This window comes from Desulfomonilaceae bacterium, from assembly GCA_041662605.1.
GTDB lineage: Bacteria > Desulfobacterota > Desulfomonilia > Desulfomonilales > Desulfomonilaceae > CAJBEZ01.
This window is the reverse complement of sequence record JBAZSD010000004.1, coordinates 45,804-60,964: the sequence shown is the minus strand read 5'-3', so window position 1 is coordinate 60,964 and position 15,161 is coordinate 45,804. Positions and strand designations below refer to the sequence as shown.

General features: G+C 49.3%; 12 protein-coding genes. 8 read left to right on the top strand and 4 right to left on the bottom strand.

Features of this window, described 5'->3' with window-relative positions:
* Window positions 1-204 precede the first annotated feature (204 nt).
* Window positions 205-759 (top strand): hypothetical protein, encoded by a 555-nt coding sequence (locus tag WC647_04620; GenBank protein ID MFA6221576.1) that lies wholly within the window; start codon window positions 205-207, stop codon window positions 757-759.
* Window positions 760-788: 29 nt separating this feature from the next.
* Here WC647_04620 and WC647_04615 read toward each other — a convergent pair whose 3' ends face one another.
* Complete coding sequence (locus tag WC647_04615) at window positions 789-2,309, bottom strand: benzoate-CoA ligase family protein (GenBank protein ID MFA6221575.1); 1,521 nt, start codon at window positions 2,307-2,309, stop codon at window positions 789-791.
* A 296-nt stretch (window positions 2,310-2,605) separates the two neighbouring features.
* Window positions 2,606-4,273, bottom strand: a complete 1,668-nt coding sequence (locus WC647_04610; protein MFA6221574.1) for an ATP-binding protein — start codon at window positions 4,271-4,273, stop codon at window positions 2,606-2,608.
* Between the two features lie 311 nt (window positions 4,274-4,584).
* Here WC647_04610 and WC647_04605 point away from each other — a divergent pair, with 311 nt between their 5' ends.
* The 5 genes from WC647_04605 (at window position 4,585) to WC647_04585 (ending at window position 7,762) form a co-directional block, all read left to right on the top strand.
* Entirely contained in the window at window positions 4,585-4,845 is a 261-nt protein-coding gene (locus tag WC647_04605) for a ferredoxin family protein (GenBank protein ID MFA6221573.1), read from the top strand.
* Window positions 4,846-4,857: 12 nt separating this feature from the next.
* Window positions 4,858-5,928 (top strand): 3-methyl-2-oxobutanoate dehydrogenase subunit VorB, encoded by a 1,071-nt coding sequence (locus WC647_04600; GenBank protein ID MFA6221572.1) that lies wholly within the window; start codon window positions 4,858-4,860, stop codon window positions 5,926-5,928.
* Between the two features lie 75 nt (window positions 5,929-6,003).
* Window positions 6,004-6,741: a thiamine pyrophosphate-dependent enzyme gene (locus WC647_04595; GenBank protein MFA6221571.1), complete on the top strand. Its 738-nt coding sequence runs from the start codon at window positions 6,004-6,006 to the stop codon at window positions 6,739-6,741.
* Window positions 6,731-7,273 carry a 2-oxoacid:acceptor oxidoreductase family protein gene (locus WC647_04590; GenBank protein ID MFA6221570.1) on the top strand — a complete coding sequence of 181 codons (543 nt, stop codon included), beginning with the start codon at window positions 6,731-6,733 and terminating at the stop codon, window positions 7,271-7,273. The genes WC647_04595 and WC647_04590 overlap by 11 nt, the downstream gene beginning before the upstream one ends.
* Before the next feature lie 51 nt (window positions 7,274-7,324).
* Window positions 7,325-7,762 (top strand): hypothetical protein, encoded by a 438-nt coding sequence (locus tag WC647_04585; GenBank protein ID MFA6221569.1) that lies wholly within the window; start codon window positions 7,325-7,327, stop codon window positions 7,760-7,762.
* 26 nt (window positions 7,763-7,788) lie between these two features.
* Here WC647_04585 and WC647_04580 read toward each other — a convergent pair whose 3' ends face one another.
* Window positions 7,789-8,661, bottom strand: a complete 873-nt coding sequence (locus WC647_04580) for a dienelactone hydrolase family protein (protein ID MFA6221568.1) — start codon at window positions 8,659-8,661, stop codon at window positions 7,789-7,791.
* 480 nt (window positions 8,662-9,141) lie between these two features.
* On the opposite strand from WC647_04580, the gene icmF reads away from it, so the two are divergent.
* Entirely contained in the window at window positions 9,142-12,417 is a 3,276-nt protein-coding gene (icmF, locus tag WC647_04575) for a fused isobutyryl-CoA mutase/GTPase IcmF (GenBank protein MFA6221567.1), read from the top strand.
* Between the two features lie 27 nt (window positions 12,418-12,444).
* Here the strand turns inward: icmF and WC647_04570 are convergent, their stop codons facing one another.
* On the bottom strand, window positions 12,445-13,707 hold the full coding sequence (locus WC647_04570; GenBank protein ID MFA6221566.1) for an inverse autotransporter beta domain-containing protein: 1,263 nt from the start codon (window positions 13,705-13,707) through the stop codon (window positions 12,445-12,447).
* A gap of 285 nt (window positions 13,708-13,992) precedes the next feature.
* Here WC647_04570 and hisC point away from each other — a divergent pair, with 285 nt between their 5' ends.
* Window positions 13,993-15,111: a histidinol-phosphate transaminase gene (gene hisC / locus WC647_04565; GenBank protein ID MFA6221565.1), complete on the top strand. Its 1,119-nt coding sequence runs from the start codon at window positions 13,993-13,995 to the stop codon at window positions 15,109-15,111.
* The last annotated feature ends 50 nt before the right edge of the window (window positions 15,112-15,161 follow it).

Genomic DNA, 15,161 nt, shown 5'->3' with positions numbered 1-15,161 from the left:
CGACCTTGCATCAGCCCTTTTTTGCTAAGGGTGACCAATCCTAACACATTAAGCGCCAATATGTCAAGGGAATTTGGGCACATGCTGTTTGGGCGCCTGAGAGTCAATCAACTCCTTTTTTCCTGTTCATTGTCATTTGAAGTCTAATTTATTAAACTTCGAACGCCCGACGAACGCTGTTCACGTGGTTAGCGAGTCATCTCAATGGTTAGACGCTTTAAGAATACCACTCTGGTCGCTCTTATTCTAGGCCTGTCGCTGCTGATCTGGAGTGACGCCGCTATCGCTGATGAATTTGCGCGGGGCATTGTGGCGATGGATACCGGTCAGGATGATTTGGCAATCCGGTCTTTCAGCTCATATCTCGCGAGAAGGCCGCAAACCTACGAAGCCCTTATCAACCGGGGCGCAGCCTTTATGCGAAGCGGCCACGTCTATGAAGCGGTCTCGGATTGGAGCAAGGCCGATGATATTGCTCCTCTGTTTGGTTACGCCTTTTATACGGGGGATATAATCAGGGTCGTCTCCCCCAGAAACAGCCCCGTCAAATACGTGGCCTCAATAGAGCTGTTTCCTGAAAAGGCCGGGTCGGTGTTGATGACCGGCGCCGCTTATCTGGACCTCGGCCTCACATCCAGGGCCATAGATCTTTTCACGATGTCTGTCAGGCTGACAAAAAATCCTTTGTTCAAGACTGACCTGGAATACTGGGTCAAGTCATTGGACCCCTCGCAAAACGACCCATCGGAACAGCCCTGATCGATCCCTCTGAAAAATTGCGGAAAGCACTATTTGTTGGGCCCACGGAGCTTGAACCTCTGTATCTTGCCGGTGGCTGTTTTGGGTAAATCATCGACAAAACGTATTCCCCATGGACGCTTGAACTTTGGCAATCTGGGCGACAGAAAATCCAAAAGAGCTTGGACCAGATTGTTTTCAATGCTCTGATCCCATCCCTCGTTCAGTGTCACATAAGCGAAAGGTTTTACAAGACCTTCAATCTCGTGACCCACTACAGCGCATTCATTGACGGCTTCATGCTCCAGCAGGATGTGCTCTATCTCCATAGGCGACACCCATAATCCTCCGGCTTTCAGCATGTCGTCTCCTCTCCCCTGATAGGTGAAATATCCGTCCATTCCACTATACATGTCACCTGTCCTGAACCACCCATCGGCGAGCATCCGGTCCGCGTTTTCTTCAGGTCTGTTCCAGTATCCAGGGGTGACGCTCGCTCCTCTGATCAGGAGATGGCCGGTATCCCCAGGAGGACACTCCTGGCCGTCATCATCGACTATTTTGGCCTCATATCCAGGAACCAGCCTGCCGGATGTGCCGGCTCGGGTTGCGCCTGGCCGGTTCGAAATGAAAATGTGAAGCGTTTCCGTGGAGCCGATGCCGTCGAGGATTTCTAAACCGGTTTTTTCCTTCCACTTCTTGAAGACTTCGGGTGGAAGCGCTTCGCCGGCGGAGGCGCAGAGACGCACCCAACCGAATTTGGCGCCGTTCATTTTTTTCAATAGGGAATTATATTGTGTCGGCACCCCAAAAAACACGCTGGGCCTGAATTTCGTAAGCGTCTCAAGCACTTTCTCGGGTGAAGGCCTGTCGGACAGGAGCACGCTAGACGCCCCGAATCTGAATGGGAATGAAACGCTGTTTCCTAGCCCGTAAGCGAAAAACAGTTTGCTGACGGAAAAACACACATCTTCTGAAGAGATATTCAGGATATTCTTGGCGTAATTGTCCGCCGTGAAAAGCAGAGAGGTCTGTTTATGCGGTGTGCCTTTAGGTCTTCCAGTGCTGCCTGAACTATAGAGCCAAAAAGCGATGTCATCAGGTTTTGTTAGATATGGGTCGGCGTGGGGTGAGGCCGAAGCGAAGGTCGGGTCAAAACCGTTGTCGAGAAAAAGCTTTTTGGTGGAGGAAGCCCCAGTTTCCACACTGGCGACGAGGCTGTCCGAAGTGGTAACCAGCAAACGCGCTGCGCTGTCTTTGAGGAGGTAGATGTAGTCATCTTCCGTCAACATGGTGTTTACAGGAACCGGCCACGCCCCCAGTTTTATAGCGCCCAAAAAAGCGTAGATGAACTTCGGCGAATCAGGGGCGACGATCATGACCCGATCCTTAGGCGCGACACCCAGGTCTCTTAGAACATTTACGAATCTGTTTATGTTCTCGTCCAACTCCCTGTAGGTAATATTGCAGTCTCCGCAGTAAATGGCGATTTTATCCCCATTGATACGCGGATGATTTCCAAGAAGCTCAGTTACCAGGTCAAATTCTTGTCCGGCTTCCAATGCCGCCATGTTTCTTTCCTCCTGTTGTGTGTGGGTTGTCTGAAGGAACGTCAGGCAATCATGTTTGCTTCGTGGCTGGTGAAACGAGGGGATTCCGCGTTTACCACCTGGAAAGACGGTTGACGATGTAACGCCAAGAGCAAACTCTATGCCTAATAGGCGCCGGAATGTGGCGGAGAGCCTGAGAGGTTTGAATTCATGGATAAAAGCCGAGTCGGGGAAATTTTTAGCAGGCGAGTCAGGAGCAGGAGACTGGTAAGGTTCTTCCCACATCCGGCAAATAATTGCCGTTTACCTGGCAAATATTAACTCCGGGTTAGTATCGGCAACTTGATAAGGAACGTCGCTCCCTGACCCTTACGGCTGCGCGCTTCGATCGCGCCGGAATGGGCTTCAACGATACGCTTGACGTTGCTCAGTCCCAGTCCGCTTCCGTGAGTTTTGCTCGTGCTAAAAGGCGTGAACAATTGTCGAGCCTGATCAGGCGGGATCTCCGGGCCGTTGTCTCTAACGCCAAGTTCCAGGGACGGGAACTCATTGCCTTCCACCAGTTTCGTCCATATGGAAACACGGCCCCCGTAAGGGGCGGCGTCAATCGCGTTGAGCAAAAGGTTTATCACAGCCTGTTCAATTTTTGCCGAGTCCAGTTCTGTCGTTGGGATGCCTTTTGAATGGCGCTCAATTATCCTGAGACTTTTTTCCTGGGCTTTTGGTTCAAGCAGTTCAACGCATCTCCTTGCGATTGATGTCACGTCCCCAGGCGCTTTGTTAAGAGTCAGAGGACGGGCGGTGTCGAGTAATTGCCTCAGAATATCCTCGAGTCTCGAAACCTCATGAACCGTAATTTCAAGACGTCTGCGATCATAGCCATCCAGTTCGAGTTTTCTTTCAAGTATCTGGAGGTTCATCTTTATTGAGGACAGAGGATTCCTTATTTCGTGCGACAGGGAAGCGGAGAGTCGCCCAACGTACGCCATTTGTTCATGCTCTCGTACCTTGGCTTCCATTGACACTCGTTCACTAATATCGCGACAAATGCCGATGATGACCGGCCCGACGCCAAGGTCCGCCAATCTTGCCCTGACTTCGCGATACGAGTGTTCGACAGGTTCTTTTGCAAGAAGATATTGAACCGGGCCGGGTCCTGATTCCCCATTCATGATTTCACCGTAAGCTTTCAGAAGATTCTCGCGCGATTCTGGAGCGACGAAATCAAGGAAGAGTCTGCCAAGCGTTTTTTTCAGGGGCGCTCTATGCATGGAACAGAAAGCCCGGTTGGCGAAGATGATTCTTTGATCCTGAATAACGAAATAGCCGTCGTTTATCCCTTCAACCAGAGTCTTGTAGCGTCTCTCACTGGCCGCCAGTTCAGCAGTTCTGACGCTTATGGCCTGCTCCAGGTTTCGGGCGTGTTCAGTGATGGAAAGTTCGTGCATATGTTGGTAATGGTCTGAAAATTTGTGAATTGTGTATGAAAGACACCCGTTGATGGAGGCTACAGATTCGGCCAAAAGGGTTAAACGGCGTTCAGATTTGAGACGAGCGGTCACGATGACGCGGAAAAGTTCGAAGGCCTTTTGAACGTCTGAAAGCGCAAACCCGGCCTGTAGTCGCTTCTCAGTGATATAGTCGATGAATTGCTGTATCTGATCAAGACGACCGGAGGACAGATACTCAAAGTTGCCCTCGAATGCCCCTGACACAGTGCCGGCCAATTCATCCAATGTGGTTTCAACATAAGAACCGGAAAGTGTTGAAAGTCTGTGGGCCCATTCGCTTTTTATTTCATCGGCGTGCTTTCTGAGCCATTTCAGGAAGGCGCCTGAAACAGGATTGACAGGGTAAACGGAAGATTTATCCGGAACGTCGACGGTTGTGGATCGAGTCCTGTTTTTGTTGGCTTGCGCTGTCCCTGGCCGCGTTTGGGACAGTGTTGAAGATATTGGTTCTTTTTTGTTACCGGCGCGGTTCATGTTTCTTTTGTCCCAGATGGCGCAGACCATCAAAGCGAGGCATGGGATCTTCACACGTCGGAAAATTGCGAGATGGAAAACGCTTTTCTCAAAATGTTTCGAAATAAGCTCGCTGGATGAATTATGGCATAAAGGGGTATCAGGACGCCAGTATTGACTTTAGACGCCAGGAGATGGAAAGAATATAGATCGTGAGATTAATTGGCTTGGCGCGGGAAATCCGGCGGAATTTCATAGCGGGATTTTCTATTGACAGCGTGCTTACAGGGTTATAGATTACTTTTTTACTTTTCTCTACCGGAGTAACTAGCGTGAAAGGCCGTATTCGAATTGATCGGGAACGCTGCAAGGGCTGCGGTTTATGCATTACCGTGTGCCCCAAGAAAAAGATCGAAATTTCTCCTACGTTAAATACCAAAGGCTATTATCCCGCGACTTTCCTCGAAGAAGACATCGACGATACCGAGAAAATTGAATGCACAGGTTGCGCTTTGTGCGCAATTACGTGCCCGGACATCGCGATCGAGGTTTATCGCGAGGAGAAGCAGAAATCGAAAGACGAAACTGATTGAGAGGAACTAAGAATGTCCGGTAAGACTCTCATGCGCGGCACCCATGTGCTCGGGGAAGCAGCGATAAGGGCCGGTTGTAGAGCATACTTCGGTTATCCCATTACACCGCAAAACGAATTGCCGGAGTACATGTCTTCCAAGTTCGCAAAATTGGATGACGCCGTCTTTATACAGGCGGAAAGTGAACTGGCGTCAATAAACATGGTCATCGGAGCCGCCGCTGCGGGCGCTAGAGTAATGACATCATCTTCGAGTCCGGGGATCAGCCTTAAACAGGAGGGCATATCCTACCTGGCCGCTATGGAGCTTCCGGCCGTCATAGTCAATATGATGAGAGGTGGACCGGGTCTGGGTAACATAGCTCCTGCGCAAGGGGACTATTTTCAGGCCACCCGGGGCGGTGGACACGGCGATTATCGAGTTATTACGCTAGCTCCAGCCTACGGTCAGGAAATCGCCGATATGACTCGGCGGGCCTTTGAACTGGCAGACTATTACAGAACGCCTGTCATGATTCTTGGCGATGGGATGATGGGGCAAATGATGGAGCCCGTGGTATTCCCGGAACCGATAGATCCTCTATCCTTACCAAGGAAGGAATGGGTCGTGAACGGCTCCAAAGGTAGGGGCAGCCGTATAATACTGTCGCTACTGCTTGATCCTCCCAAAGAAGAAGAGCTTAACTGGCGGCTTATGCGTAAATACGACATGATTTCAGACAGCGTGCCGGACCAGGAAATGTACCTTACGGACGACGCTGAGCTTGTCATCGTGGCCTATGGAACAGCGGCGAGGATAGCCAAAGGAGCCGTCCACAGGGTGAGAGAGTCGGGCATGAAAGTGGGCCTGTACAGACCCAAGACTCTTTGGCCGTTCCCATCGAAAGGACTCATAACTCTTTGCGACCGTGTTCGCCAGTTTCTGGTTTTCGAGATGAGCGCGGGACAAATGGTTGAAGATGTTCGCCTCGCTGTGGAAGGACGACGGCAAGTCTCGTTTTACGGACGACCGGGTGGAGTCGTTTCGACTCCGGAGGAAGTAGCGTCCATTTTATCGAGCGCGTATCACGCCGCCGGAATTTAATCGGAAGCAATCCCTTCGTGTCAACAAGAGGGTTTTGCCTCTTGCAGGCCGAGACCCTGAAAGGGAGAGGGCAAAGTGAAGAAAATATTCTCAAGACCAGACTCTTTAAAAGACAACCCGTTCCATTACTGTCCGGGCTGTGGTCACAGCGTTATTCACAGGCTTGTAGCGGAAGTGATAGATGAACTGGGTATCAAGGATAAGACAATCGGGGTTCCGCCGGCAGGTTGCGCAGTCCTCGCATACAACTATTTTGATGTGGACATGTGCGAAGCCCCACATGGAAGAGCGGCCGCGGTCGCTACCGGTCTGAAGAGAATTCTCAAGGATCGTGTAATTTTCACTTACCAGGGTGATGGCGACATCGCCGCCATAGGAACAGCGGAAACCATCCACGCCGCTAATCGTGGTGAACGCATTACGGCCATATTTGTAAATAACGCCGTTTACGGGATGACTGGCGGGCAAATGGCCCCCACTACCATACCGGGACAGGTGACTACTACAACTCCAGGCGGAAGACTACCAGTTCGTGACGGATACCCTCTGGACTTGAGCGGGATGCTGGGGTTGGCGGCCGGCAGCGCATACATCGAGAGAACGACGGTCTCTAATCCCAAGGGGATAATCAAAACAAAGAAAGCCATAAGAAAAGCGTTTGAAGTTCAACTCGAAGACAAAGGCTTCGCCCTTGTCGAAGTGCTTTCACCTTGTCCCACAAACTGGAAAATGTCTCCTACGGAAGCTGCTCGCTGGGTTGATGAGACCATGACGAAAATATTCCCGATTAAGGTAATCAAAGATGTCGCTTAAGATAGTTTTTTCAGGGTTTGGTGGTCAGGGCGTGCTCATGATGGGATATGTGCTCGCCGTCGCGGGTATGAAGGAAGACAAGCATGTCACTTTTCTGCCTGCGTATGGAGCGGAAGTTCGAGGAGGCACGGCGAATTGCACGGTTGTTGTTTCGGATGAAGAGATAGCCTCACCCATAGCGTCTTCGCCCGAGTTCGTGGTCGCAATGAACTATCCTTCGATGATCAAGTATCAGAATATGATAAAATCCGGGGGAACCATGTTCCTGAATTCGGACCTCATAACTGAGGCTCCGGCTCGGGAGGACATAAACGTAGTTAAAGTGCCGGCCAACACTCTTGCCCATGAAATGGGATCGGACCGTTCTCTTAACATGGTGATGCTGGGAGTTGTTAGGGCGACGACAGACATAGTCTCGGAGAAATCCATATCTGTAGCAATTGAAACTGTTCTGGAAGGTAAAAAACAGAAGCTGATCGATACAAATCAGAAGGCTGTAAGCGTAGGCTCTGATTTCATTCGAAAGGCCTGAAAAGCTTGGAACAAAAATATCTTTGACGGCTTATATAGGTTGGAGGTTTTTATGAAAACGGTCAGAGAGATCGCTATCCGGATTCCCAACAAACCTGGGTCTCTGTCAAACATTATTGAACTATTGAGTTCGAACGGCATTTATACCTTGGGACTCAGCCTAAATATTTCAGGTTCCGAGGGGAATTTGAGTCTTGTCACCAATGACCCTTCCAGGGCTCAGAATATATTTGAATCCTCAGGATTTTCCGTAACTATTAAAGACAGAATAGTTGTTCAGGTTCCTCAGCATCCCGGTGGGCTCAACGCGATTTTAAGGTCGCTCAAACTTGCCGAAGTAAATCTGGAAGACATGTACTATCTTCAGGGCGCATACGCTGTGTTGAAAACGCCAACGCTGGTTCTGGCCGTGGATGACAATTCAAAGGCTCTTAATGCGTTATCCCAGGAATGGATCAAAGTGGAAGGTGAGGAAGTCCTGACATACTGAAATTATATCCTATCATCGCGGGCCCATTATCTGCGGGCCCGCAACGCCCCCGCATGTGAACCTTCCCTGACTTCCAGAGTTCGTTTCAGAAACGCCACCATTCTTTCAAAAGCGTCCAGCAGCACGGGCTTCATGTAGCGATTTTCAGTTTTCAAGTCGTAAACGATATTGAACATGTGACCCTGACACGGATAGATATTCAATTCAAACGGCCGCATATTCGTTTTGAGATTCCAGGCCAGTTCTTTGGCGTATTTTACATTGTAAACGTCATCTTTTTCTCCATGAAAAATTTCCACCGGGGGCAACTTGTATGGCTCGTAGGGCATAATCCAGGGCCATCCGCCGTAGTTCCACACTACAGCTTTCACCCGAGGGTCCGCGCTTGCGACGCTCAACACAGCGTTCGCCGCCTGAGAGAACCCGCTCAACGCAATCTTTCCACTGTCTACGATTGGCCAGGAGCACATGTAGTTAATGGCGGCTTCAAAGGATTTAAGATACCATTCTTTACTCACCGCCAGTTTGGCTCCGACAAAGCCCTGGTTGAAACTCCCCAGAAGATATCCGGCGCCGTGATCCCATGTCCATGGACCGGGCGCCAAGTCCTCGGGATAGTTTGACGGGTCGATCAGAATCACCGCAAAATTCCTATTGGCAAGATTCTGGCAATGATCATGATATTGATAAATTTTCGTGGCGCCTACGCCGACTCCAGCGATAACAGCGGGAAGCGGCTCACGGATTTTATGTTGAGGAAGGAAAATGTACCCCGGTAGGCTGTGACCCTTACCAAGGGGTATAAGCGCCCTCATGTAATAAGCGAACGCGTCAGGTGGCAGAAGATAAAGAGATGATAGGACGAAGAAAAAAAGAGCGACAAACCTATTGGACTTCATACCAGACCCACAAATTGGTCGAGTTTTGACCAGGCTGATTTACATTATTAGCGGAGCTAATAATAAATTAAATTGAATGACTAAGATTATCACTATGTTAAATTACTGTCAACAAGTTAATGGGATGTCCAATATTAACTTTTAATTAATTTTATACCTTTAATCTGCTGTTATATAATGGTAATTTTTATGGTGATACCATTGGATATGTTAGGATCATTATCAACTGAGCGCTTCGGTAGTCTCAGGATACCATATAACCCTAGCTCATTCTATAATAGTTGAATTTGGGTTCGCCTTCGAATATCATGGCTGCAGTGGTGTAATACCGAAACGCACATCCAGGGACTTAAACAAATGGGCGTGGCAGGAGTATTCCTCGGTGGTTCCGACATCGACGCCCCAGCCGAATTCATACGCAAACACATATGTAAATAAACCGGACAGAGGTCCGAAAAATATTACTTGTCGGAGTTCAGTATGAATCCTTCGTCTGCGCCTTACCAGCCAGTGAACCGTATCAGGATTGTCACAGCCGCTTCCCTCTTTGACGGACATGACGCCGCAATCAATATCATGCGTCGAATTCTTCAGGCTTCAGGCGCTGAAGTTATCCATCTCGGGCATAACAGATCGGTTTCCGAAATTGTGAGCGCCGCCGTTCAGGAAGATGTTCAGGCGATAGGGGTCAGCTCTTATCAGGGTGGCCACGTCGAATTCTTCAAATACATCGTTGATCTTCTGCGTGAACATGAAAGTACGCAGATAAAGGTGTTCGGCGGTGGCGGTGGCGTAATCGTCCCTGAAGAGATTGCGGAACTTGAATCATACGGAGTCACCAAGATATTCAGTCCTGAGGACGGACGAACTGCTGGATTGCAGGGTATCATAAATTCCTTTCTTCAAACTTCGGATTTCCCTGTTTCAGACGGTAGTCTCAGTGGCGATATTTCTGACTTGACTCCCACGAACTGGAAAGCGATTGCAAGATTGATTTCGACGGTGGAGGTCGCAAAGGAAACCGGCAATAGTGACCTTGCGGACATCCGGTCACAATTGCAGGAAAAGTCCTACGGCAGGAAAGTACCTGTCCTGGGGATAACTGGAACGGGAGGGGCCGGAAAATCATCATTAACGGATGAAATCATATTACGTTTCTTAAACGATCAAACGGACAAAACCGTAGGGGTGATATCCGTAGATCCTACCCGGAGAAAAACAGGCGGAGCCTTGCTGGGAGACAGGATCAGAATGAACTCTATCCATACGGATCGAGTTTATTACAGATCCATGGCTACCAGAAATCAGGGTTTCGAAGTGCCTGCCCATATGGAAGAGGCCATAGAAGTTCTGAAGGCCGCGGGATTTGATTTCATAATTGTTGAAACAGCCGGAATAGGGCAGGGCGACGCAGCGATAGTCCCTCTGGTCGATGTGTCCCTTTACGTCATGACATCCGAGTTTGGGGCGCAAAGTCAGTTGGAAAAGATCGATATGCTCGATTTCGCTGATTTGATAGCCATCAACAAGTTCGACCGGCACGGATCAGAAGACGCTTTGCATGACGTTAGAAAACAGGTCCAGAGAAACCGCCTCAGCTTCCAGACCGGTCTTGAGGATCTCCCTGTATACGGATCTATAGCGTCCCGTTTCAACGATGACGGGGTCAGTTCCCTGTACGTGGGAATAGTGGAAGCGATAAATGGTAAGACCGGCGTTGATTGGAAGACTTCCATGACGGCCCGGCGGGATCGGAAACCTTCATCGAGAACCATAATCATTCCGTCGGAGCGATCCGGTTATCTCTCTGAGATCGCCAACTCCGTACGACGGTATCACTCATGGGGAACTGAACAGGAGGAGCTGATAAGGCGACTGTGGCGTTTGGACGGTGTAGAAAAGGAACTGCGAAACTCGAACGTCAATGAAGAATCTGAAGCGTTTGTTAAAATTAAAAAACTCCAGGAAGAAATAGAGAAACAGCTTGATCCGCGAGCCTTGAGGCTCGTTGGGGAATGGGAGGACATCAAGGAGGCTTATTCTGGGGACGATTTTGTTTTCACTGTTAGAGGGAAAAAACTCCCAATAAAGCTAAAAATCAAAACCTTGAGTGGTACGCTTCTCCCACGGATAGCTCTTCCAAAATATGAAGATCCAGGACAGTTATTGAGATGGCGACTCAAGGAAAATCTACCAGGCATGTTTCCGTTCACCGCCGGCGTCTTCCCGTTCAAGAGGCAAGACGAAGATCCGACACGAATGTTCGCTGGTGAAGGAGATCCATTCCGGACTAACAAAAGGTTCAAGTATCTTTCCGCCGGTAGCCCCGCCAAGAGACTTTCTACCGCCTTCGATTCAGTCACACTGTATGGACAGGATCCTGAGGAGAGGCCGGACATCTACGGCAAAATCGGCACATCAGGAGTTTCGATCTGTACACTTGATGATGTAAAAATTCTTTATTCCGGTTTTGACCTTACGGCCCCCAACACATCGGTTTCCATGACCATCAACGGACCGGCCCCCATAATGCTGGCAATGTTCTTCAATGCGGCCATTGATCAGAAGCTGGATCCAATAAGAGAGCAGACCGGTTCAGAGCCCACTCCCGAGGTTGTTCTCAGGGCAAAGTCCGAGGTTTTGAGCAACATAAGAGGAACCGTTCAGGCTGACATACTCAAAGAAGACCAGGGTCAAAACAGTTGCATCTTTTCTACCGACTTTTCTTTGAGAATGATGGGTGACATTCAGGAATATTTCATTCGCAACAATGTCGGCAACTTTTATTCAGTGTCCATTTCCGGCTATCACATAGCCGAGGCGGGAGCGAATCCAATAACTCAGCTAGCGCTAACACTGGCTGATGGTTTCACCTATGTTGAATACTATTTGTCTCGAGGGATGAATATTGACGACTTTGCTCCAAATCTAAGCTTCTTCTTCTCTAATGGTCTGGAGCCGGAATACAGCGTCATAGGCAGAGTAGCCCGTCGAATATGGTCTATAGCCGTTCGAGACAAATATCGGGGCAATGAACGTTCCCAAAAGTTGAAATATCATATTCAAACGAGTGGGCGTTCTCTACATGCTCAGGAGATTCAGTTCAACGACATCAGGACGACGCTCCAGGCTCTTATAGCCATTTACGATAACTGCAACTCCCTGCATACTAACTCCTATGACGAGGCTATAACGACACCGAGTGAGGAATCGGTTAGACGAGCCCTTGCGATTCAGATGATAATCAACAAGGAGTGGGGGCTCTCGAGAGTAGACAACATGAATCAGGGTTCTTTCATTCTCGAGGAACTCACGGATATGGTTGAGGAAGCCGTGTTAGCCGAATTCGACCGCATTTCGCAGCGTGGTGGAGTCCTGGGGGCCATGGAAACCGGTTACCAGAGGACAAAGATTCAGGATGAGTCCCTCTATTATGAAACCATGAAGACGACGGGTGAGTATCCGATTATTGGAGTGAACACATTCCTGAATCCTCAAGGCAACTTCCTCGAGCAATTGGGGATAGAGTTGGCCAGAGGGACCGAAGAAGAAAAGAAATCCCAGTTGGAAAGACTGGCCGATTTCAAGGACCGTAACAAGTATGAATCGGCTCAGGCCCTGGAAAAGCTACAAAGGGTGGCCCAGTCTGACGGAAACATATTTGAGGGACTAATGGAGGCGGTCAGACACTGTTCTTTGGGAGAAATCACCCAAACCCTTTATAAAGCAGGCGGTCAATATCGGAGAAATATGTAAGCGGCTCCCGGAATATAGCGGGAATGGCTAGAGATCATTGGCTCCAGAAGAACGCTCTGATTCTGATGAAAACTCCGGATCCGAAATTACGACGGTTTTTGGTTCCGTAACCCTTCCACTGGGTTTATGGAGGAGACGTATTCTGCAAACTCCTGGCGGTAAGGAAATGGCGCCGTAATAGACTCCTTTGTCGTCAGTGAGCACCTCCGACAAATCTCGCCATGGACTTTGAGAAATTTGGACGGTGAGGGAGGAATAGGGCAAATTCGGGAAACCGCCGGTGAAGGTAACTGTTTCTCCCATAACCGAGGCCATCAACGTGCTTCTTCGCTCATAACGGTCCTCCGGCAAGTCATATTTTCTGTTAACTCTTGAAACAAGACTGTTTCTTACTTTGCGGTTATACCTGGTCTCTGAATACTTGTAGGGAGCTGAAAATGGATTCTTGGCTTCGATAATGGAGTTCCAGTCAAAATCTACCCGCAACCCGGCAGTCACGTTGTAATGCCGGCCCCAGCGGCTGTCATTGCCCTGTTCGAGGCGCAAATTGAACATGCCATCCCTGGAGTTGACAGATAACGCAGCCTGGTAACCGGAGCGATCCGACGCTTGTCCCGCATAACGATGAGCGGAGGCGTTCAGACGAAAGTCAAGCCAGGAAACAATGGGAGGGAGCAGGAAGCTGATCCTCGCGTCGGCTCCACTTGGCAGGCTTTCCTGAAAAAGCGACACTCCATCTTTTCCAATTTCCTCACGGCTGTTAACGGGGAAATAGGCGTTAGCCGACAAAGTCAGGTCCGAATACCTACCGGGCAAAGCGGAGAATTCAATTCCTACTCCGGCCTCACGCAGGAAATCATCCGCCAATCGCCTCGGCCGGGTCCAATCATAGAACGAGTGAAACCCCACCATAACTTCAGATGTGACTAGTTGCCGTATGCCGGCTCCGATCGCGTAGCTCTCTTTATTACCGGTAAGAAGCGCCCGGGGAGCGAAGAACACGCTCTTGTCGGGCCAGGCCTTGACCGGTATAAAACAGTCCATTTTAAATGTTGGGAGACCTTTCCACTTATCAAACCCCGCGTCAAAATCGAAGTTGTTGCGCATCGGCGCCGGCAAGGCCATGCGGAGACCATGATTCAGCGTGTAGGGCAGGTAGCGCTCGGAATGATCAGGGGCAGGGGCCTGTCTTTTATGTTCAAATTGCCCCACAATTACGGGTAGTTCTACTGTAGAAGGGAACTTGGGCGCCGGCGGTGAAGCGGAATAAGGCATAGCGCTTGGGATCATAGAGATCTCGAGCGCGATTACGAAACTTAAGGTAACGAGCTTTGTATATGTTTTAGATGATGTTTTCATTATAAAAAGCTGTTTTATTTGATATATTAACGCTAGTAACTTTGAGTCTCCTTGTCAAGAAAAATGATTTTTGCCCAGATGTTTCTTTGAATTCATCCGTGTCCAACATGGGGTTGACCTGTGGCGCCGCAAAAGCTATAAAAGTCATTCCCCGCATGTTCGGCGGCCGGCCTCGCAGTTTCTACCGCACGACGATCAAGAGAGGTTCCTGGAGTTATGAGTTACAGCATACCGGAGTGGGCGATCTCGAAAGTATTGCCTCATATCCTGTCAATCCCTGAATACATTCCCGGCAAACCTATAGCGGAAGTGGAGCGTGAGCTTGGGATCTCCGGAGCCATCAAGCTGGCCTCGAATGAGAATCCTTTGGGACCGTCTCCCAAGGCGGTTGACGCGATTGTTAAAAATCTGGGGATGGCCAACATATATCCGGAATCATCCTGTCCTGAACTTCGAAGAGCGTTAGCCTCCAGATACGATCTCGATCCGGATCATTTTGCTCTCGGAAATGGTTCCGATGAGATCATGCAGATGTTGTCTCATGTTTTTGTCAGTGTCGAAGATGAAGTAGTAATGCCGGAAAACGCTTTCTCAATGTACAAGATAGTGACTAGACTCTTCGGAGGTAAATCGGTTTTAGTCCCATTGAAAAAGTTTCGACCCGACATAAGCGCTACGATTCGGGCTTTAAACTCAAGGACTCGACTGGTATTCGTGTCGAATCCGCATAGTCCTACGGGAACCGTCATCAGCCGTTCAGAGCTAGAGGAACTTCTAAGCGAGACGAAAAAAGTAAATGCGCTTCTAGCGCTCGATGAAGCCTATTATGAATACGTTGACGCCGAAGAATATCCGTCAGGTCTTGATTATCTTTCACGTTTCGACAACCTGATCGTTTTAAGGACTTTCTCAAAAATATACGGACTTGCAGGCATGAGAATCGGTTATGGCGTAGCCCACACATGGCTGATTGAATTGTTGAACAAAGTGAGAGCCCCATTCAATGTTAATCTTTTGGCGCAGGAAGCCGCACGGGCGGCCCTTGGGGACGATGATCACATCAGGAAGTCTCGTCAACTGAACTTATCAGGTAAAAGATTTCTGCATGAAAGACTTGCCTCTTTGGGATTTGAGCCTATCCCTTCCCAGGCTAACTTCATAGCTTTCAAGCCGAATTTGAACGCCGGGGAAGTCTACGCCGCTCTCCTGAAGGAAGGGGTTATCGTGAGGCATTTAAAGAGCTTTGGGCTTCCTGACCACATACGTGTCACAGTCGGACTTGAAGAACAGAACATGAAGTTTATTGACGCCCTGAAAATGGTGACACGAGGTTGAGTGACGATCTCTTGAGCGACCGGATTAATGATGAAAGAACGGACCAATTC